Raw genomic sequence first — 18,923 nt, 5'->3', positions numbered from 1 at the left:
CAGGGAGGGGCATTGCATCGCACCCATCTTCCCTCTCCCCGCCTCTCTCCCCGAAGGGAGAGAGGGAGTCTAAAGAATCGGAGCTTACACCATGGCCAAACACGCCCCCCAACTGCCCATCGAGGTCGACAGCGAGACCGGCGTCTGGACCACCGACGCCCTGCCGATGCTCTACGTACCGCGACATTTCTTCGTCAACAACCACATGGGCATCGAGGAAGTGCTGGGCGCCGACGCCTACGCCGAGATCCTCTACAAGGCCGGCTACAAGTCCGCCTGGCACTGGTGCGAGAAGGAAGCCGAATGTCACGGCCTGGAGGGCGTGGCGGTGTTCGAGCACTACATGAAGCGCCTGTCCCAGCGCGGCTGGGGCCTGTTCGAGATCGAGCGGATCAACCTCGAGGAAGGCACCGCCGAGGTCCGCCTGCGGCACTCCGCCTTCGTCTACGTCTACGGCAAGGTCAATCGCAAGGTCGACTACATGTTCACCGGCTGGTTCGCCGGCGCCATGGACCAGATCCTCGCCGCCCGCGGCAGCAGCCTGCGCACCGTGGCCGAACAGGTCTACAGCGGCGCCGAGGACGGTCACGAAGACGGCCTGTTCGTCGTCAAACCCCTGTAAGCCGAGGAAAGGGTCATGGCCTTCGAAGCAATGTTCCAGCCGATCCAGATCGGCAAGCTGACCATCCGCAACCGCGTGCTCTCCACCGCCCACGCCGAGGTCTACGCCACCGACGGCGGGATGACCACCGAGCGCTACGTGAAGTACTACGAGGAAAAGGCCAAGGGCGGCATCGGCCTGGCCATCTGTGGCGGCTCCTCGGTGGTCGCCATCGACAGCCCGCAGCAGTGGTGGAGTTCGGTGAACCTGTCCACCGACCGGATCATCCCGCACTTCCAGAACCTGGCGGACGCCATGCACAAGCACGGCGCCAAGATCATGATCCAGATTACCCACATGGGGCGCCGTTCGCGCTGGGACGGCTACCACTGGCCGACCCTGATGTCGCCGTCGGGTATCCGCGAGCCGGTGCACCGCGCCACCTGCAAGACCATCGAGGTGGAGGAGATCTGGCGGGTCATCGGCAACTACGCGCAGGCCGCCCGCCGCGCCAAGGAAGGCGGCCTGGACGGTGTCGAGCTGTCCGCCGTGCACCAGCACATGATCGACCAGTTCTGGAGCCCGCGGGTCAACAAGCGCACCGACGAATGGGGTGGCAGCTTCGAGGGGCGCATGAAGTTCGGCCTCGAGGTGCTCAAGGCGGTGCGCGCCGAGGTCGGCGAGGACTTCTGCGTCGGCATGCGCATCTGCGGTGACGAGTTCCACCCGGACGGCCTGTCCCACGAGGACATGAAGCAGATCGCCAAGTACTACAGCGATACCGGCATGCTCGACTTCATCGGCGTGGTCGGCTCCGGCTGCGACACCCACAACACCCTGGCCAACGTCATCCCCAACATGACCTTCCCGCCGGAGCCGTTCCTGCACCTGGCGGCCGGCATCAAGGAAGTGGTCGACGTGCCGGTGCTGCACGCGCAGAACATCAAGGACCCGAACCAGGCTACGCGCATCCTCGAAGGCGGCTACGTGGACATGGTCGGCATGACTCGCGCGCACATCGCCGACCCGCACCTGATCGCCAAGATCAAGATGGGCCAGGTCGACCAGATCAAGCAGTGCGTCGGCGCCAACTACTGCATCGACCGCCAGTACCAGGGCCTGGACGTGCTGTGCATCCAGAACGCCGCGACCTCCCGCGAATACATGGGCGTGCCGCACATCATCGAGAAGTCCGCCGGACCGAAGCGCAAGGTGGTGGTGGTCGGCGGCGGGCCAGCCGGGATGGAAGCGGCCCGCGTGGCGGCCGAGCGCGGCCACGACGTGACCCTGTTCGAGAAGAAGGAGCAGCTCGGCGGCCAGATCACCACCGCCGCCAAGGCGCCGCAACGCGACCAGATCGCCGGCATCACCCGTTGGTACCAGCTGGAGCTGGCGCGCCTGGGCATCGACCTGCGCCTGGGCACCGCGGCCGACCCCGAGACCATCCTCGACCTGCGCCCGGACGTGGTGGTGCTGGCCAACGGCGGACATCCGTTCCTCGAGCAGAACGAACACTGGGGCGCCGCCGACGGCCTCGTGGTGAGCAGCTGGGACGTGCTCGACGGCACGGTCGAGCCAGGCAAGAACGTGCTGGTCTACGACACCATCTGCGAGTTCAGCGGCATGTCGGTGGCGGACTTCCTCGCCGACAAGGGCGCCCAGGTGGAGATCGTCACCGACGACATCAAGCCGGGCGTGGCCATCGGCGGCACCACCTTCCCCACCTACTACCGCAGCATGTATCCCAAGGAAGTGATCATGACCGGCGACCTAATGCTGGAGAAGGTCTACCGCGAGGGCGACAAGCTGGTGGCGGTGCTGGAGAACGAATACACCGGCGCGCGGGAAGAGCGGGTGGTCGACCAGGTGGTGGTGGAAAACGGCGTGCGCCCCGACGAGAGCCTCTACTACGCGCTCAAGCAGGGCTCGCGGAACAAGGGCCAGATCGACGTCGAGGCGCTGTTCGCGATCCAGCCGCAGCCCTGCCTCAGCCAGCCCGGAGAAGGCTACCTGCTGTTCCGCATCGGCGACTGCGTGGCCCAGCGCAACACCCATGCGGCGATCTATGACGCGCTGCGCTTGTGCAAGGATTTCTAAGACACGCCTCGTGGCATCCGACCGGCACGGCCGCCCCCCCTCTCCCGCAAGCGGGAGAGGGGGCCGATCCAGCGCCGCCTGACGTCCCGCAGGGAGACCAGAAATGCTCGACACCCTCCTTCCCGTTCTGCTCTTCGCCGCCCTGGCACTTGCCGTGCTCGGCGCCGCGAAGCGCTTCCTCATGTGGCGCCGCGGCCGACCCGCCAAGGTCGACTGGATCGGCGGCCTCTTGCAGATGCCGCGTCGCTACCTGGTGGACCTGCACCATGTGGTAGAGCGCGACAGGTACATGTCCAGGACCCACGTCGCCACCGCCGGCGGCTTCGTCCTGGCGGCGCTGCTGGCGATCCTGGTACACGGTTTCGGGCTGCACGGCCGGATCCTCGGCTTCGCCCTGCTGGCGGCCACGGCGCTGATGTTCGTCGGCGCGCTGTTCGTCGCCCGCCGCCGCCTCGACCCACCGTCGCGGCTGTCGAAGGGCCCCTGGATGCGCCTGCCGAAGAGCCTGCTGGCGTTCGCCGCGAGCTTCTTCCTCGCCACCCTGCCGGTGGCCGGCATCCTGCCGGAAGGCTTCGGCGGCTGGTTCCTCGCCGGCCTCCTCGCCATTGGCGTGGTCTGGGGCGTGTCCGAGCTGTTCCTCGGCATGACCTGGGGCGGGCCGATGAAGCACGCCTTCGCCGGTGCCCTGCACCTGGCCTGGCACCGCCGCGCCGAACGCTTCGGCGGCGGCCGCTCCACCGGCCTCAAGGCGCTCGACCTGGCCGATCCGCAGGCGCCGCTGGGCGTGGAAAAACCCAGCGACTTCACCTGGAACCAGTTGCTCGGGTTCGACGCCTGCGTGCAGTGCGGCAAGTGCGAGGCGATGTGCCCGGCGTTCGCCGCCGGCCAGCCGCTGAACCCGAAGAAGCTGATCCAGGACATGGTCATCGGCCTGGCCGGAGGCAACGACGCGAAGTTCGCCGGCAGCCCCTATCCAGGCAAACCGCTGGGCGAGCACGGCGGCGGCCCGCACCAGCCGATCGTCGCGCTGGATGGCAAGGCCCTGGTCGACGCCGACACCCTATGGTCCTGCACCACCTGCCGGGCCTGCGTCGAGGAGTGCCCGATGATGATCGAGCACGTCGACGCCATCGTCGACATGCGCCGCCACCTGACCCTGGAGAAAGGCGCCACGCCGAACAAGGGCGCCGAGGTGCTGGACAACCTGATCGCCACCGACAACCCCGGCGGTTTCGCCCCCGGCGGCCGGTTGAACTGGGCGGCCGACCTGAACCTGCCGCTGATGAACGAGAAGAAGAGCGCCGACGTGCTGTTCTGGGTCGGCGACGGCGCCTTCGACATGCGCAACCAGCGCACCCTGCGCGCCTTCGTGAAGATCCTCAAGGCGGCCGCGGTGGACTTCGCCGTGCTCGGCCTGGAGGAGCGCGACAGCGGCGACGTGGCGCGCCGGCTGGGCGACGAGGCGACCTTCCAGAACCTGGCCAGGCGCAATATCGCGACCCTGGCGAAATACCGCTTCACCCGCATCGTCAGCTGCGACCCGCACAGCTTCCATGTGCTGAAGAACGAATACGGCGCCCTCGGCGGCGACTACCAGGTACTGCACCACAGCACCTTCATCGACGAACTGCTGCGCGCCGGCACACTGCAACCGGGCCGCAGCAAGGCCGGCAGCGTCACCTACCACGACCCCTGCTACCTGGGCCGCTACAACGGCGAGTACGAGGCGCCGCGCAACGTGCTGCGCGCACTCGGCATCGAGGTCAAGGAAATGCAACGCTCCGGCTTCCGCTCGCGCTGTTGCGGCGGCGGTGGCGGCGCGCCGATCACCGACATCCCCGGCAAGCAACGGATTCCCGACATGCGCATGGCCGACATCCGCGAGACCGGCGCCGAGCTGGTGGCCGTCGGCTGCCCGCAGTGCACCGCGATGCTCGAAGGCGTGGTGGCACCGCGGCCGGAGATCAAGGACATCGCCGAGCTGGTGGCGGAAGCGCTGATAGAGCAGGCGGAAGCGCCGGCAAAAAAGCCGGTGCGGCGTGAAGCCGTGGCGGAGGTGCATTGATGAGAGTGTCGAGCTTCACATCAAATCCGCTGCTGACCGGGGCAGCACGGATAGCGGCCTCTCCCTCCAGGGAGGGGGCCGCGGGATTGGGTAGCCGCAGCCACAGGAAGCATTCCGCATGAACGACATCGTCCGTCGCGATCCACGCGCCGAATGGATCGCCCGCAACCGCCTGCATCCGCTGCATGCGGCCATGCACTCCGCCCAAGGCGGCGAGGTGCGCTGGATGGGCCCCCACGGCGTGGTCCGCAAGAACCCGCACGCCGTCGGCTTCGTCGGCCCCAACGGCATCCGCCGCATCGATCGCTCCGGCGGCCAGCAGGGCAGCGGCGCGCGCCGCGCCAGCGCAGTGCAGGAAGCGCAGTTGCCGCTGCATGTGGTCGAGCAACCGGCATTCCTCGTCGCGGTGGTCCCGGACATGGTCGGCGGCCGTCTCTCCAGCCACGACAAGGACCTCCTCGGACTGGCCCGCAAGCTCGCCGGCAACGACGGCGCGGTGCTCGCCGTGGTGTTCGGCGAACACAAGGAAAGCGCCTTCGACAACGCCGGCGTCGACCGCCTGCTGCACCTCGCCGGCGGCGAGTACGACGGCTACGCGCCCGAGCAGCGAATACTCGCCCTGCGCAACCTGGAGAACCAGCTCGCCCCGCGCCACTGGCTGTTCCCGGACAGTCGCAACGGCGGCGGCGAACTGGGCCGGCGCCTGGCCGCTGCGCTCGGCGAACGGCCGGCCGGTCGCGTCTGGCAGGTCGAGGACGGCCGCTGCATCGGCCGCGCCGGCGCCGGCCGCGAGGACATCCAGCGCGCCCTGCCGCGCCTGCTGCTGGCCGCGGCGGAATGCGCCGAGCCGGTCAGCGAAACCCGCCATGAGGCTCGCGAACTGCACATGGCCGCGCAGGTGGCGCGCAACCTGCCACGCATCGAGGACCTCGGCCCGGTGACCGTGGACCCGGCGCGGATCCCCATGGCCGAGGCCGAGTTCATTCTCTCCGGCGGCAACGGCGTGCAGGACTGGGCGCTGTTCCACCAGGCCGCCGCCGCCCTCGGCGCCACCGAGGGCGCCTCGCGGGTGGCGGTGGACGACGGGCACATGCCGCGCAACCGTCAGGTCGGCGCCACCGGTACCTGGGTCACCGCGCGGGTCTACCTGGCGGTGGGCATCTCCGGGGCGATCCAGCACCTGCAGGGCATAGGCGCCTGCGACAAAGTGGTGGCGGTGAACCGCGACGCCGGCTGCGACATGATCAAGCGCGCCGATCTCTCGGTGATCGGCGACTCGACGGAAATCCTCCGCGCGCTGATCCGCCTGGCCGAGGCACATCGCAACGGCGCCGCCCGCGATGCGGCCTGAACCCGCTTCCACGTACCTTTCATCGGTATCGAACCATGACTGAGCTGAACATCGTCGCGCTGGTCTCCATCGGCGCCCACCCCGCCTCCGGACGCCCGCGCCGCGCCGAACAGGACGCCCGCGCGGTGGAACTCGGCCTGCGCCTGAGCGGCCCGCGCCTGCAAGTGCTGCACGCCGGCGACCCGCACGCCGAGGCGCTGCGCGGCTATCTCGGCATGGGCCTGGAACGCTTGTCCGTGCTGGAACAGCCGGCCGGCGCCGACGCCCTGCCCGCACTGGCCGAGCACCTGCGCGACTCCCGCGCGCAACTGGTGCTCACCGGCAGCCAGGCGGAAACCGGGGAAGGCTCCGGGATGCTGCCCTTCCTCCTCGCCGAGCGCCTCGGCTGGCCACTGGTGGTCGGCCTGGCCGAGGTCGAGAAGGTCGAAGACGGCAGCGCCCAGGTCCTCCAGGCTCTGCCTCGCGGCCAGCGACGCCGACTGCGGGTACGCCTGCCGTTCGTCGCCAGCGTCGACAATGCCGCGCCGGTGGCCCGGCAGAGCGCCTTCGGCCCGGCTAGGCGTGGCGAGATCGAGGCCCATGAGGTGGAGGTGGTCGACGACCCGCTGCTCGCCGAAGACAGCCTGCAACCGGCCCGGCCGCGCCCGAAGCGGCTCAAGGTAATCAAGGCGAAGACCGGCGCCGAGCGGATGAAAGCCGCCACCGCCAAGGCCTCCGGCGGTACCGGGCAGGTACTCAAGGATCTTTCGGCGGAAGCCGGCGCCGAAGCCATCTTCAAGCTCCTGCGCGAGGAAGGCGTGATCCGCTGAAGCGGGTCAGAACGCACTGTGCGCCAGATCACAAGTTATGACGTGGTGACGATAAATTATTGTATTACGATAATTTATTCCCTAGTTTCGCCATCCAGACGCGAAACACACAGGGGAACCCGGCATGGCGCTGTCCACGCATCTCAGCAACCACAAGCTCTATCTGCTCGGCATGCTCTGCGCCATCCTGGCCTGGGGCATGGCCTGCATCGAACTCGGAGCGAACACCCACCTCTGGTTCTCCGGCCTCAGCGAGCAGGGCTACCTACAGGCCTGGAGCGATGAAATGCCGCGCCTGGCCAGCGACGGCTTCGTCCTGTCCTGGAGCAGCCGGGCGCTGCTGATGCTGCTGGACTACCTGCCGACCCTGCTTTCCGCGTTCGGCCTGGTGCTCACCGGCCTGTTCTTCCGCCGCCTGGCCAAGGGCGAACGCTGGTCGCAGCGCAACGCCAGGACCCTGGTGCACATCGGCCTGCTGTCCTTCCTGGCACTCTTGCTCCAGCCATTTATCAATACGCTGCAAGGTCTTGTACTATCTCTCGACCTGCCCGACGGCGAGCGTGTCCTGAGCGTTTCGATAGGACTCACTTCCGAAGCGGCCTACGAGTTCCTCAAGGCGATCTTTCTCTGCTCGTTCGGCCTGATGATGAGCGAAGCCAGGAAACTGGACGAAGAAGTAAGAGCCTTCATATGACGACCCCATGATCATCATCCGACTAGACGTCATCCTGGCGAAGAACAAGGTCCGCTCCAAGGAGCTGGCGGAAGCCATCGGTATCACCGAACAGAACCTGTCCCTGCTGAAGAACGGCAAGGTCAAGGGCATCCGCCTCGACACCCTGGAGAAGATCTGCGCCTTCCTGGACTGCCAGCCGGGCGACATCCTGGAATACGTCGCGGACGACTGATCCCCGCTCCACCCTTTCCCAACCAGAAACCATGAACAGACACCTGAACCTCTCGGGCGTTGCGCTCGCGCTCGCCCTGATCTCGGGCTGCGGCCCCTCCGTCCGCTACCAGTACGTGATGCCGCCGAGCGAGGCGGGACGCACCTGCGTCGCCCAGTGCCGCACGCAACAGAGCCAGTGCGAAAGCCTCGCGCGCCTGGAATGGCAGAACGAAAACCGCCTGCGCGAAGCGGAACGGCGCAGCTACCACTATTGCAGCCAGGGCAAGAGCAAGAAGCAGGCGCGCAAGGAATGCCTGGCGCCAGGCTATTCCTCCTCGTTCGGCTACAACGGCTTCGGCGGCTCCGGCAACTTCAACTGCAGTTCCGACTACGACCGCTGCTTCACCGACATCTGCGGCGGCACCATCCGCCGCATCGTCGAGCAACCTCAATGATCGGAGTATCCCCATGAGCCGACGCCTCTTCCCTCTCCTGCCGTTCCTGTTCCTGGTCGGCTGCGCCCAGGGCTATCCCTCCTTCTCCGGCATCCTTCCGGACGTCCGCGTCAGCGGCGACGAACGCAGCTACGCCGAGCGCGCCGATGACTGCCTGAAGCGGCGCAACTGCCCACCGGCCACCGATCGCGATCCCTTCGTCGCCGACCCCGGGCACTACTCGCTGGGCGGCAGCTTTCACTGGTGAAGCCGGGTGCCGAAGCCTGGCAACCGACCACGGACCTGGCTTCGGCAGGCGCTTTTCTTTATCCTGCGCGCCCTTTGAACGACTGGGACGAGATCATGCTGGAGAACACCCTGGAACGCCTGGAAACCCTGGTAGCCGAGCTGCTGCAACAGAACCAGGCCCTGCGCGACAGCCACGACCAGCTTCAGCAGCAGCTGCGCCAGGCCACCGAGGAAAACGAAACCCTGCAACTCTCCATGCTCGAGCAGGAAGAAAAGCAGAGCGGCACCCAGGCCCGCCTGGAAGCCCTGGTCGAGCGCCTCAGCGCGCAGCAACCGGTTAGCGCATGAGCCGCGACGGCGTCCAGGTCCTGTCGATCCTCGGTCGGGACTATTCGATCCGCGTGCCGGCCGGCGAGGAGAGGGCCCTAGCGGACGCCGCCGCGTTGCTGCAAGCGGAAGTGGACGCCAACAAGCGCAAGTTTCCCTACGTCACCAGCAACGAGCTGGTGGTGCTCTCCGCGCTCAATCTCTGCGCCCGCCAGCTCGGCGCGAACGACGGCGAGTCGCCGCGCCTGCGAGCGGTGGAGCAGCGCCTGGAGGCGCTGGTCGAGCGGATCGCCGGGGCATCCGGCTAGTCGCGCGTCTGCGGACTCGCCCAATACAGCTGCCGATGCCCGCGCGCCTGGTAGTCCTTGACCAGCGCGCAGGCCTCGTCGCGCGTCAGGTCGCGGCGCATGACGAAGGCATTGCCGTTGTCGTCCTGGCGCCACAGGCACCAGCGCGTTTCCTCCGCCGGCTTCGCCGCCACCGCGTCAGGCCTTCAGGGTCGAAGTCTTGCGCAAGCGCAGCGCGAGCATGACCAGCAACACGCCGAAGAACACCGCGTAGGCGCCGATCACCCAGACCACCGCCAGCGCCCCGGCGCCGGGGTTGGCGATCATCAGCACGCCGAACAGCACCGAGATGGCGCCAGAGAGGATCATCCACCATTCGTTCTGGATCGACTTGCGCAGGCGGATCGCCGCGACGATCTGGAAGATGCCCATCGCCAGCGCCCAGCCGGCGATGATCAGGAGCAGGCCGATGGCGGTCAGTTGCGGCCAGAAGAACGCAACCAGGCCGGCCGCCACGCCGATCACCCCGACCAGCGCCAGCGGCCAGTTGAACTGCCCATCGCTGCGCATGTTGAACGCGGCGATCAGGGCGAACGCTCCGTCCACCAGCGCGTAGGCGCCCCAGAACAGCACCAGCACGGTCAGCGCCAGGGCCGGCGAGAGCAGGGTCAGGACGCCGAACACCAGCGCCGCCACGCCGCGCAGGGCCACCAGTTTCCAGTGCTTGCCCAGTTCGGCCCACAGGGGATTGTTTTCCACGCTTGCCTCCAGAGGCCGCCCTTGAGCGGCCCGTTCAGGTTGAGTCCTCCCACCTTAGTCCTTTTGCCGGGAGGCTGTCAGGGGGCGGAGGCGGGAGGCAAGGCGAGCGCGCGGGCTCAGGGCCGGGACTTCTCCGCCGGCCGCTGGCGGCGCCAGCAGGCGAACAGGTTCCAGGCCAGCAGCAGGCTGACGAAAGCGGAACTGACGTAGAACAGCAGGTTGTCCATGACCTTTCCTCCGCAGCGGCGCCCCGCCAGGGGGCGCCTCGTCCGGCTTAGCTGCCGGCCACCTTGCGCACGTGGGCGGACTCCTCGCCGAGGTTGTTCAGCATGCGCTCGCTGTACCAGTCGAGGAAATTGATCACGCCGAACTCGTAGGTCTTCGAGTATGGACCAGGCTGGTAGGCGTCGGAGTTGATCCCGCGCTGGTTCTCCTCGGCCAGCCGGCGATCCTGGTCGTTGGTCGCGTCCCATACCTCGCGCAGGCGCGCCACGTCGTAGTCGACGCCTTCCACCGCGTCCTTGTGCACCAGCCATTTGGTGGTGACCAGGGTTTCCTGGGCGCTGATCGGCCACACGGTGAAGACGATCAGGTGGTCGCCCATGCAGTGGTTCCAGGAGTGCGGCAGGTGCAGGATGCGCATCGAGCCGAGGTCGGGGTTCTTGATCCGGCCCATGAGCTTCTTGCTGCCCTGCTTGCCGTCCATGGTCATCGACACGGTGCCGTCCAGCAGCGGCATGCGCACGATGCGATTGCGCAGGCCGAAGCTGGCGTGGGCGTACGGGATCTTCTCGGCGTCCCAGGCGCTGGTGCAGGCCGCCACCTGGTCCTTGAACGCCTGGCTGGCGCGCGGGTCGGTGACGTCGTCCCACTCCAGCAGGGTCTTCAGCAGTTCCGGGTGGGAGCCGTTGCAGTGGTAGCACTCGCGGTTGTTCTCGATCACCAGCTTCCAGTTGGCGGCTTCGCGGATGGTGGTCTGCACCGCCACCTTGGCGTTCTCCATGTCGTACGGCTCCATGTAGTGCTCGAGCGTCGCCAGGAAGTCGTCGATGGCCGGCGGGTTCTCCGCCAGGCTGATGAAGATGTAGCCGCCGGCGGTCTTCACCTGGATCGGCTTCAGGCCGTACTCCTTCATGTCGAAGTCGGCGCCCATCTCGGTGCCGGCGAACAGCAGGCGGCCATCCAGCTCGTAGGTCCACTGGTGGTAGGGGCAGACCAGCTTGGCCACCTTGCCCTTCTCGCTCACGCACAGGCGCGAGCCGCGGTGCCGGCAGACATTGTGGAAGGCATGCACCTGGCCTTCGGCGCCACGGATCACCAGGACCGGGTTCTTGCCGATCTGCAGGGTGAGGAAATTGCCCTTGGCGGGAATCTCGCAGGTCATGCCGGCGATCAGCCATTCCTTGTGGAAGATCTCCTGCATGTCGATCTCGAACAGGCGCTGGTCGCAGTAGAAGGGCTGCGGCAGCGAGAAGCTGTGGTCGCGGCTGCGCAGCATGTCGGCGGTGGCCTTGCGGGCCGGTTCCAGGGGATCGCCGAGACTCAGGGTGGAAGTGACGTCCATCGGTAACTCCTCATGCCGCCCCCGCGCGGGTGGCGGCGGAAAAAGTGGCTGATACGGTTGCTACGCAAGGTGGCGTTCACAGCCTTCCTCATCCCGGCGCGGCGTCCGGAATCCCGCCCTGCCGATGGACGGGCCCCGCCGTGGCGGGAATGAAGGTCAGTCGCTCTACACGTCCGGGCTCTACCCTCCCGGGGTTCATGCAAACCCTCGTCTCGGCTGGTCTGGAGTGTGGGCCCGCGCCCGCCGCCGACCTTATCCATGGGCGACATGACCGCATCCGTTTCCGACGCTCCGGACCGCGCCCCAGCAGGCAGGTCGCGATAAGCATGTAAATGTCGCTGGCAGGTAAATGAGCGGCCACGGCGATGCGCACAATCCGCCCCATCAGGCCATCGTTCGGCCCCGTGCGCACGGAGAGATCATCATGTCGAGCAACTTCCTCAATCCGGTCACCACCCAGACCTGGGCCAACGGCCGGCACCTCGTGCGCTGCGTCAAGGTCATCCAGGAAACCTGGGACGTGCGCACCTTCTGCTTCATGGCCGACCAGCCGATCCTGTTCTTCTTCAAGCCGGGCCAGTTCGTCACCCTGGAGCTGGAGATCGACGGCGAGCCGGTGATGCGCTCCTACACCATCTCCAGCTCGCCCTCGGTGCCCTACAGTTTCTCCATCACCATCAAGCGGGTGCCGGGCGGGCGGGTTTCCAACTGGCTGCACGACAACCTCAAGGAAGGCCAGGAGCTACCGGTGCACGGTCCGGTCGGCCTGTTCAACGCCATCGACTTCCCGGCCGACAAGGTGCTGTTCCTCTCCGGCGGGGTCGGCATCACCCCGGTGATGTCCATGGCGCGCTGGTTCTTCGATACCAACGCCAACGTCGACATGGTCTTCGTCCACAGCGCCCGTTCGCCGAAGGACATCATCTACCACCGCGAGCTGGAGCACATGGCCTCGCGGATCGACAACTTCAGCCTGCACATCATCTGCGAGCGCCACGGCCTCGGCGAAGCCTGGGCCGGCTACCGCGGCTACCTGAACCTGCGCATGCTGGAACTGATCGCCCCGGACTTCCTCGAACGGGAAATCTTCTGCTGCGGGCCGACGCCCTACATGAGCGCGGTGAAGCACCTGCTGCAGGGCCACGGCTACGACATGAGCCGCTACCACGAGGAAGCCTTCGGGCCGACTCCGCCGGAGGTCCGCGCCGACGTCAGGGAACTGGCCGCGGAAGCCGCCGAGGCGCCGGAGGTACCGGTCGCCGACCAGCACCAGGTGGAATTCACCGCCACCGGCAAGAGCATCCGCGTCAGCCCCGGGGAAACCGTGCACGCCGCCGCCGCCAAGCTCGGCCTGCACATTCCGAAGGCCTGCGGGATGGGCATCTGCGGCACCTGCAAGGTAATGAAGACCGCCGGCGAGGTGGAGATGGAGCACAACGGCGGGATCACCGACGAGGATGTCGCCGAAGGCTACATCCTCTCCTGCTGCAGCGTGCCCAAGGGCGACGTGGTCATCGACTACTGAGGGCGCGAGGGAAACGCCAGGCGCTCCCAGTAGCGCCGCCGCGGCAGTTCCTCGGCCGGCAGCCAGCGTCCGGCGCAGGCCTGCAGCGGCTCGGCGGGAGCCTTCAGCAGCGAGTCCAGGGCCAGCACGTAGCGCCCCGTCCCCGCGCAGCGGAAGCACAGGTCGTCGTCGAAGCTGTCGAAGCACGGGTACTCGCCGAGGTCGTCGCGGTAGCGACGCAACGTCCGCTCTTGCACGTCGAGCAGCAGCAGGCGCCACTGGTCCCGCTCCAGCTCGCTTTCCTCGTAGCGCTGGACGTGCCGGGTCAGCGCCAGGTAGCGACCGTCCGCCGACCAGATCATTGGCGCCGCCAGGTTGCCCAAGCCGATGCCCGACGCGGTCAGCAGGTAGCCGTCGCGGCTGAACCCGGCGCGCACGTCCTCGTCGCGGTGCATGCCCTCGTAGTGGAAACCGAAGCCCCAGGCGGCGTCCTTCGCGCCCACTGACGGCAAGACGAAGTCGCCGTCGCTCCAGGGCCGCGGCGGTGCGTCCAGCCAGCGCGACGCGGGGCACAGCCGCCAGGCCGTGCCATCGAACGCCACCCGCGCCTGCTCGTAGTAATGCCGCCAGTCGTCGTGGAAGCGGCCGAATGCGTGCCAGGCGCCGGGCTCGGGCAAGCCTTCGTCGAAGCGGCGCAACAGGCCGGGGTCGCCTTCGCCCGGCCCGCCCGGCGGCTGGTAGGCGTTGCGGCCGAGCAGGTGGAGCAGATGCACCTGGCCATCGATGAAACCTTGCAGGTGTAGATCGGCCAGCGGCTCGGCGAGCCACTCCAGACGCCGCTCCCGGCTATCGAGTATGGCCAGGCGCTGCGGCAGGGTCGGCGCCTCGGCGAAGGCCACCAGGGCCAGGTAGCGACCGCAATCGGACACGCGGTGGTCGAGCGTCCACTCGCCATCCAGGCGCCAGTCGCCCAGGCGCAAGGCATAGGCGCCGCGCTCCGCCTCCTGATCGTCGCGCAACCACTCCCAGACGGCCCGGCTGCCATCGGCCAGCGGTGCGCTCTGCAACAGGCATCCCGGCCTGCCGGCCGCGCCATCCAGGGGCAGCAACAGGTCCAGGCGCGGCATGTCGGCCTCGCGCCAGCGCGGCCGGTCGTCCGCATCGCGAGCGTGCAGAAGGTAGAGGCTGGAATGGCTGTACGAACCCAGCGTGCCGTAGCGTTCGTAGGTCAGGCAGGGTTGCGCCAGGTCCAGGCCGAAGCGCAGCCAGCCATCCTCCAGCCCGAGCAGTTCGGGCCCGCCGGCATGGGGCTCGGCGGGCAACGCCGACCACGGCGCGCCCAGCGCACGCAGGCCGCCGTCCTCTCGCCAAAGCCAGTAGGTATCCTGCCCCAGGGGCTCGCCTGCTGCCTGCAGCGCCAGCGCCCGGCCGTCATCGTTCCAAGCCAATGGCGGCGCTTCCCGCGACAGGTAGAGGCCGCTGGCCTCGCCGTTTATCCACAGCTCGCCGCGGTTGGCGCGCAGCGGCGCGAAAGGATCGTCCAGGGCCAGCAGGCTGGCCGGCAGCCAGGGGCGGATTTCCAGCGCGGGCCCGCCAAGCGGGGACGGTAGCGGTTGCGCGCGCAGATCCCCGCTCCAGCGCTGCCATTCGCTTTCGGGCAGCCAGAGGTCGCCGATGGCAACGAAGGCCTCGGCCTCGCTGCCGGCCTTGAGCGCCTGCAGCTCGAGGCGCTGCGGTGCGTTGGACGTCAGCGGGCTGTGCCGGCCGATCACCTCGCGCTCGGTGACGCTGTCCAGCTCCCAGAAGTTGTCCACGGCACAGCGGTAAAGCAACCGCTCCTGCCGGTCGAAGATCGCCAGGCCCCACGCGCCTCGGCTCGGTATCGGCGAAACGAAGTGGCGGCCATCGCTGGAAAAGCGTGCCGAAGGATTGCAGTCGGGGATGAAGCAACCGTCGGGCATCAGGTAGTGGCATACCAGCGGGCCGCCCATGGCGATCTCGCCGCCGTCGAACAGGCGGATCGCCTCGCCCTCGGGGGTTCGCTCGGGCGCTTCGCCGCCCCAGGCGCTACCTCCCGCCGGCAGCGGTACGTCCAGCGCCTGCGGAGCCTGGCGCTCCAGGCGCAGGCCACGCTCGAAACGGATCTGCAGCAGCACGCCGCCGATCACCGCCAGCAAGCCACCGCCCAGTCCCAGCCAGAAGCCCGGCAGTGCCTGGCCCAGGGCGATGCCGCCACCCAGAACCCAGAAGAACAGCGCCTGTTGCAGGCGATACGGCACCTTGCCGCGCCAACGATCCATGGCCCACTCGGCGCCCAGCAGCAGCGCCCAACCCAGCGCTACCAGCGGCAACGGCAGGAGGACGCCAAGGGCCACCAGCACGGCGATCCAGGCGATCTCGCCGAGGCCTTCGAGCAACAAGCGGCCGAGCGGCTTGTCTGACATCCGATCATCCATGATCCATCCCACTTTCCTGGCAAAAGCCAAGGGTAATCAAGGCTCCGGCCAACCACCAGAGCCATCGCGCAGCTCTGTCCTTCTCATACTTGAAAACACCAGGGCGCCAAGGTTGTCCACATTCGGACTGGAATTCCATACAGGTGTCTTCTCGCCACCTTGGCGTTCTCGACGATCGATTGTAAGCATTTGAAGTTAAAGGTAAAAACGACAACTTCAAGTTGGTTTCAGGCTCCAGGAACAAAGCCCTTGCCGATCTCTGGAGAGGCCTTTCGAGGGTAGGTTGATAACAGACTTATCCACAGACCGTGTGGTCCATGAGACCCCCTGATACCCCGCGGGTCAACGATCGCTATACCGACGATGTCCACTCGCCCTGGCGCATGGGCTCCGCCAGCACATCCGGCTACCCTCCGGGTGAATCGCGCTTCTCCTCCGCTCGCGCTAGGCGCAGTCTCCTGCTCATTTAACGATCAATCCGCCAGAGACCCCGCCGTCCGGCCGCCCCAAGCGTGAGCGAACAATTTTTCCACAGGGCTTTACACTCCCCTTGGGGAAAACCAGAAAAATATTCACAGGATGAAGAAAAAACCTGGCCTATTCTGGCTCTTCATCCCTTCCCGCCCGGCCTGACCATTTATTGACCAACTCCATGCAGGCCTTACCTTATAAGGCTTACAGAACTATCCATACAGGTTGTCCACAAGGCTTTCCAGGCCTTTTGTGAGCAACCCTGCGTTTGTGCACATGTCCCCTAAAGCAAGCCGGCAGCCTGTTGACAGAAAATCCGCTCAATTCTTGACCAATAGCCTGGAAGGCGCGGGCCCTCTGGCTCCCAGCATTCTATAAACAGGCTCTGCACACTGACCTCAACAGGAATTGGGGGAAATTCCCGGCGGCAGCCGCAACCGCTGTTCCAGCGCCATCGGAGCGGGAGAATTTTGTCTTTTTCCTCAAGCCGTTACGTCCGCGCAGGGGGGTTGCGGCATTTGCCCCCACTTCGCTCCTTGCTTTTCTATCCACAGGCCTGTCTGGGTCCCGCAGGGACAATGTCCGTCACCGTTTCGTCAGCGCTTTTCACCTGAACCTTCATCGTCCTTTCACAAACGGCTGTTTTCGCTCAAAAACCGACCAACCTCCGAAGAGCCCGGCAGGGCGCCGCGCGGAAGCGACTGCGAACACGTTATTCACATTCGACTCCACAGTGTTTGTGGATTGGCCAGGTTCTCCTGGCATGGGAGTGGAACCGCGTGGATAAAGGCTTTCAACACCCCCGGCGGAGATAGGGAGGGTGTTGCCGGGGGCACTTTTGCATAGCTCCCGAACAGTTAGCCCACAGAGTTATCCACAGGAGATGAGGAAAGAGCGGCCGCCCCGGTTCATGGAGGCGGCCGAGAGCGGACTCAGGCGCCCATCACCAGGCGGATGTCCCGCGCCAGTTCGCGGACCCGCTCGATATCGGTATCCCAGGAACACATGAAACGCGCGCCACCTTCACCGATGAAGGTGTAGAAGCGCCAGCCGCGCGCGCGCAAGGCTTCGATCGCCGGCTCGGAAAGCTGCAGGAACACGCCGTTGGCTTCTACCGGGAACATCAGGCTGACGCCGGGAACGTCGGCCACCAGCTCGGCCAGCAGGCGCGCGCAGCGGTTGGCGTGATCGGCGTAGCGCAGCCAGGCATCGTCCTGCAGTACGCCGACCCAGGGCGCGGCGAGGAAGCGCATCTTCGAGGCCAGTTGGCCGGCCTGCTTGCAGCGGTAGTCGAAGTCCTCCGCCAGGTCGCGGTTGAAGAACAGGATCGCCTCGCCCACCGCCATGCCGTTCTTGGTGCCGCCGAAGCAGAGCACGTCGACCCCGGCCTTCCAGCTCAGCTCCGCCGGCGAGCAGCCGAGGAAGGCGCAGGCGTTGGAGAAGCGCGCGCCGTCCATGTGCAGGTGCAGGCCGAGTTCCTTGCAGGTGGCGCTGATCGCCTTCAACTCGTCCGGGCGGTACACCGTGCCGACCTCGGTGGCCTGGGTGAGAGTCACCACGCGCGGCTTCGGATAGTGGATATCCTGGCGCTTGAGAGCGATGTCGCGGATCGACGCCGGGGTCAGCTTGCCGACCTCGGTCTGCGCCAGCAGCAGCTTGGAGCCGTTGGAGAAGAACTCCGGCGCGCCGCACTCGTCGGTCTCGACGTGGGCGGTCTCCGAGCAGATCACGCTGTGGTAGCTCTGGCACAGCGCGGCCAGGGCCAGGGAGTTGGCGGCGGTGCCGTTGAAGGCGAAGAACACTTCGCAATCGGTCTCGAACAACTGGCGGAAGTAGTCCGAAGCGCGCGCGGTCCACTGGTCGTCGCCATAGGCGCGCTCGTGGCCGCGGTTGGCTTCGGCCATCGCCGCCCAGGCTTCGGGGCAGATACCGGAATAGTTGTCGCTGGCGAACTGTTGGGTGTTATCGGTCATGTGGGCCTCGGATGGAACGGTTGCCGAGCCCTCGTGGGGCTCCGTGCGGTCGCGCCGGTACGGGTAGGTGCCGGCACAGTCTGTCAGGGTAGCTTGGTCAGCTTCATCTGCTCGACGAACGGCACCAGCACCTGGCGCATCGCCGTGGCGCTGCCGCCATTGGGCATGTCGCGGGTGCTGAGGGTCAGTACGTAGCGGTTCTTGATCACTCCGCTGAGGGTCGAGACGCCCTCCTCGCCCTTGGCCGGGACCATCACCCCCAGCGGGTCGCCCATTCGCGTGGTATCGATCAGCGGCAGGTAGTCCTCGCCGCCGAAGCGCTCGGCGGTGCCGTTCTTCAGGGCGGTCTCGCGGGTCTTGTGGAGCAGGGTCAGGTTGGTCTGGGTCATCTCGCGCAGCTTGTCCTGCGCCGCCCGATAGGCCACCGCGTCGCCCTCGGTCGGCGGCGCCGGCAGGCCGGTGTCGGTGAGGACGATCTCCAGGCGCTTGCTGCCGTCGGCGGCGCCGAAGACCACGGTGGCATCGTTGTAGCCGCACTGGCGGGAGAGGAAGTCGTAGCCGAACAGTGGCTTGCCGGCCGGCGGCAAGGCCACTTCGAGTTCATGGCCGGTGCAGGAATCGGCCGGCAGCGCAGGCGCGGCGGCCTGCTTTTCATCGCCGCCCCCGCACCCTTGCAGGGATGCGCCGAGCAGCACGGCGGAAAGGAAGATCAGCGGGCGTTTCATGGTGTTCTCGCAAGACGAAGAGCACGCAGTTTAGCGCCAGCCCGGGGCGTTCCGCATCGGTTGCCGAATCCCACCGCCATGTCGCAAACGCACCTCCCCGTGGCGTGCATAGGCATCTGGGCCGGCAGGGCCGGTCATACCATCGCTGGCAAAGGGACCGCGTGTCCCGTTGCAGCCATTCCGGCGCGGTTCCGGCGCCGCAGGGAGACCCAGCGATGTTCAGCAAGCATGACCAGATCCGCGGCTACGACGACGAACTGCTCGCCGCGATGGACGCCGAAGAGGCCCGCCAGGAAGACCATCTCGAACTGATCGCCTCGGAGAACTACACCAGCAAGCGGGTCATGCAGGCGCAGGGCAGC

The 18,923-nt window shown here is 66.9% G+C and carries 18 protein-coding genes and 1 pseudogene; 13 read left to right on the top strand and 6 right to left on the bottom strand.

Going from position 1 to position 18,923, the window contains the following annotated elements; translation table 11 throughout:
- The first annotated feature begins 91 nt into the window (after positions 1 to 91).
- The 11 genes from HMPREF2924_RS28655 to HMPREF2924_RS28605 all read left to right on the top strand — a co-directional run bounded on the left by HMPREF2924_RS28655 (position 92) and on the right by HMPREF2924_RS28605 (position 9,130).
- Entirely contained in the window at positions 92 to 622 is a 531-nt protein-coding gene (locus HMPREF2924_RS28655) for a DUF5943 domain-containing protein (protein ID WP_003107282.1), read from the top strand.
- Between the two features lie 15 nt (positions 623 to 637).
- On the top strand, positions 638 to 2,698 hold the full coding sequence (dgcA, locus tag HMPREF2924_RS28650; protein ID WP_003096745.1) for a dimethylglycine demethylation protein DgcA: 2,061 nt from the start codon (positions 638 to 640) through the stop codon (positions 2,696 to 2,698).
- 103 nt (positions 2,699 to 2,801) lie between these two features.
- A complete protein-coding gene (dgcB, locus tag HMPREF2924_RS28645) occupies positions 2,802 to 4,763 on the top strand; it encodes a dimethylglycine demethylation protein DgcB (protein ID WP_003136289.1) in 1,962 nt (653 codons plus the stop codon).
- Between the two features lie 118 nt (positions 4,764 to 4,881).
- Complete coding sequence (locus HMPREF2924_RS28640; RefSeq protein ID WP_023094951.1) at positions 4,882 to 6,114, top strand: electron transfer flavoprotein subunit alpha; 1,233 nt, start codon at positions 4,882 to 4,884, stop codon at positions 6,112 to 6,114.
- 35 nt (positions 6,115 to 6,149) lie between these two features.
- Complete coding sequence (locus tag HMPREF2924_RS28635) at positions 6,150 to 6,923, top strand: electron transfer flavoprotein subunit beta (RefSeq protein WP_003105716.1); 774 nt, start codon at positions 6,150 to 6,152, stop codon at positions 6,921 to 6,923.
- A gap of 124 nt (positions 6,924 to 7,047) precedes the next feature.
- Positions 7,048 to 7,617: a hypothetical protein gene (locus HMPREF2924_RS28630; RefSeq protein WP_003136292.1), complete on the top strand. Its 570-nt coding sequence runs from the start codon at positions 7,048 to 7,050 to the stop codon at positions 7,615 to 7,617.
- A 7-nt stretch (positions 7,618 to 7,624) separates the two neighbouring features.
- Positions 7,625 to 7,831, top strand: coding sequence for a helix-turn-helix domain-containing protein (locus HMPREF2924_RS28625; protein ID WP_003096753.1), 207 nt, complete (start codon positions 7,625 to 7,627; stop codon positions 7,829 to 7,831).
- 31 nt (positions 7,832 to 7,862) lie between these two features.
- Positions 7,863 to 8,267, top strand: coding sequence for a hypothetical protein (locus HMPREF2924_RS28620; RefSeq protein ID WP_003114450.1), 405 nt, complete (start codon positions 7,863 to 7,865; stop codon positions 8,265 to 8,267).
- Positions 8,268 to 8,280: 13 nt separating this feature from the next.
- Positions 8,281 to 8,514 carry a hypothetical protein gene (locus HMPREF2924_RS28615; protein ID WP_003124303.1) on the top strand — a complete coding sequence of 78 codons (234 nt, stop codon included), beginning with the start codon at positions 8,281 to 8,283 and terminating at the stop codon, positions 8,512 to 8,514.
- Positions 8,515 to 8,609: 95 nt separating this feature from the next.
- Positions 8,610 to 8,843, top strand: coding sequence for a hypothetical protein (locus HMPREF2924_RS28610; RefSeq protein ID WP_003105710.1), 234 nt, complete (start codon positions 8,610 to 8,612; stop codon positions 8,841 to 8,843).
- On the top strand, positions 8,840 to 9,130 hold the full coding sequence (locus HMPREF2924_RS28605) for a cell division protein ZapA (RefSeq protein WP_003105708.1): 291 nt from the start codon (positions 8,840 to 8,842) through the stop codon (positions 9,128 to 9,130). Before HMPREF2924_RS28610 ends, HMPREF2924_RS28605 begins: the two co-directional genes overlap by 4 nt.
- Here the strand turns inward: HMPREF2924_RS28605 and HMPREF2924_RS28600 are convergent.
- The 3 genes from HMPREF2924_RS28600 to gbcA all read right to left on the bottom strand — a co-directional run bounded on the left by HMPREF2924_RS28600 (position 9,127) and on the right by gbcA (position 11,432).
- Entirely contained in the window at positions 9,127 to 9,303 is a 177-nt protein-coding gene (locus HMPREF2924_RS28600; RefSeq protein ID WP_003136295.1) for a hypothetical protein, read from the bottom strand. The genes HMPREF2924_RS28605 and HMPREF2924_RS28600 overlap by 4 nt on opposite strands.
- Positions 9,304 to 9,307: 4 nt before the next feature.
- Positions 9,308 to 9,868: an HdeD family acid-resistance protein gene (locus HMPREF2924_RS28595; RefSeq protein WP_003096765.1), complete on the bottom strand. Its 561-nt coding sequence runs from the start codon at positions 9,866 to 9,868 to the stop codon at positions 9,308 to 9,310.
- A gap of 274 nt (positions 9,869 to 10,142) precedes the next feature.
- The gene (gene gbcA / locus HMPREF2924_RS28590; protein ID WP_003096766.1) at positions 10,143 to 11,432 is read right to left on the bottom strand and encodes a glycine-betaine demethylase subunit GbcA; all 1,290 of its coding nucleotides are present in this window, start codon (positions 11,430 to 11,432) and stop codon (positions 10,143 to 10,145) included.
- Positions 11,433 to 11,856: 424 nt separating this feature from the next.
- Between gbcA and gbcB the strand changes: the two genes are divergently transcribed.
- Positions 11,857 to 12,957, top strand: a complete 1,101-nt coding sequence (gene gbcB, locus HMPREF2924_RS28585; protein ID WP_003096769.1) for a glycine-betaine demethylase subunit GbcB — start codon at positions 11,857 to 11,859, stop codon at positions 12,955 to 12,957.
- On the opposite strand, the gene HMPREF2924_RS28580 is transcribed toward gbcB, so the two are convergent.
- From HMPREF2924_RS28580 to HMPREF2924_RS28570, 3 genes are all read right to left on the bottom strand, one after another.
- Entirely contained in the window at positions 12,951 to 15,380 is a 2,430-nt protein-coding gene (locus tag HMPREF2924_RS28580) for a hypothetical protein (protein WP_031690702.1), read from the bottom strand. The genes gbcB and HMPREF2924_RS28580 overlap by 7 nt on opposite strands.
- Before the next feature lie 1,415 nt (positions 15,381 to 16,795).
- Positions 16,796 to 17,836: a threonine aldolase family protein gene (locus HMPREF2924_RS28575; protein ID WP_003096773.1), complete on the bottom strand. Its 1,041-nt coding sequence runs from the start codon at positions 17,834 to 17,836 to the stop codon at positions 16,796 to 16,798.
- An 83-nt stretch (positions 17,837 to 17,919) separates the two neighbouring features.
- Positions 17,920 to 18,561: a hypothetical protein gene (locus HMPREF2924_RS28570; RefSeq protein ID WP_003096775.1), complete on the bottom strand. Its 642-nt coding sequence runs from the start codon at positions 18,559 to 18,561 to the stop codon at positions 17,920 to 17,922.
- A 215-nt stretch (positions 18,562 to 18,776) separates the two neighbouring features.
- Between HMPREF2924_RS28570 and glyA the strand changes: the two are divergent.
- Positions 18,777 to 18,923 (top strand): annotated as a pseudogene (gene glyA, locus HMPREF2924_RS35690) (serine hydroxymethyltransferase); the annotation flags it as partial.

It is taken from the genome of Pseudomonas sp. HMSC063H08 (assembly GCF_001813645.1).
Lineage (GTDB): Bacteria > Pseudomonadota > Gammaproteobacteria > Pseudomonadales > Pseudomonadaceae > Pseudomonas > Pseudomonas aeruginosa.
The sequence above is the reverse complement of the archived record's forward strand: the minus strand, read 5'-3'. Positions and strand labels throughout refer to the sequence as shown.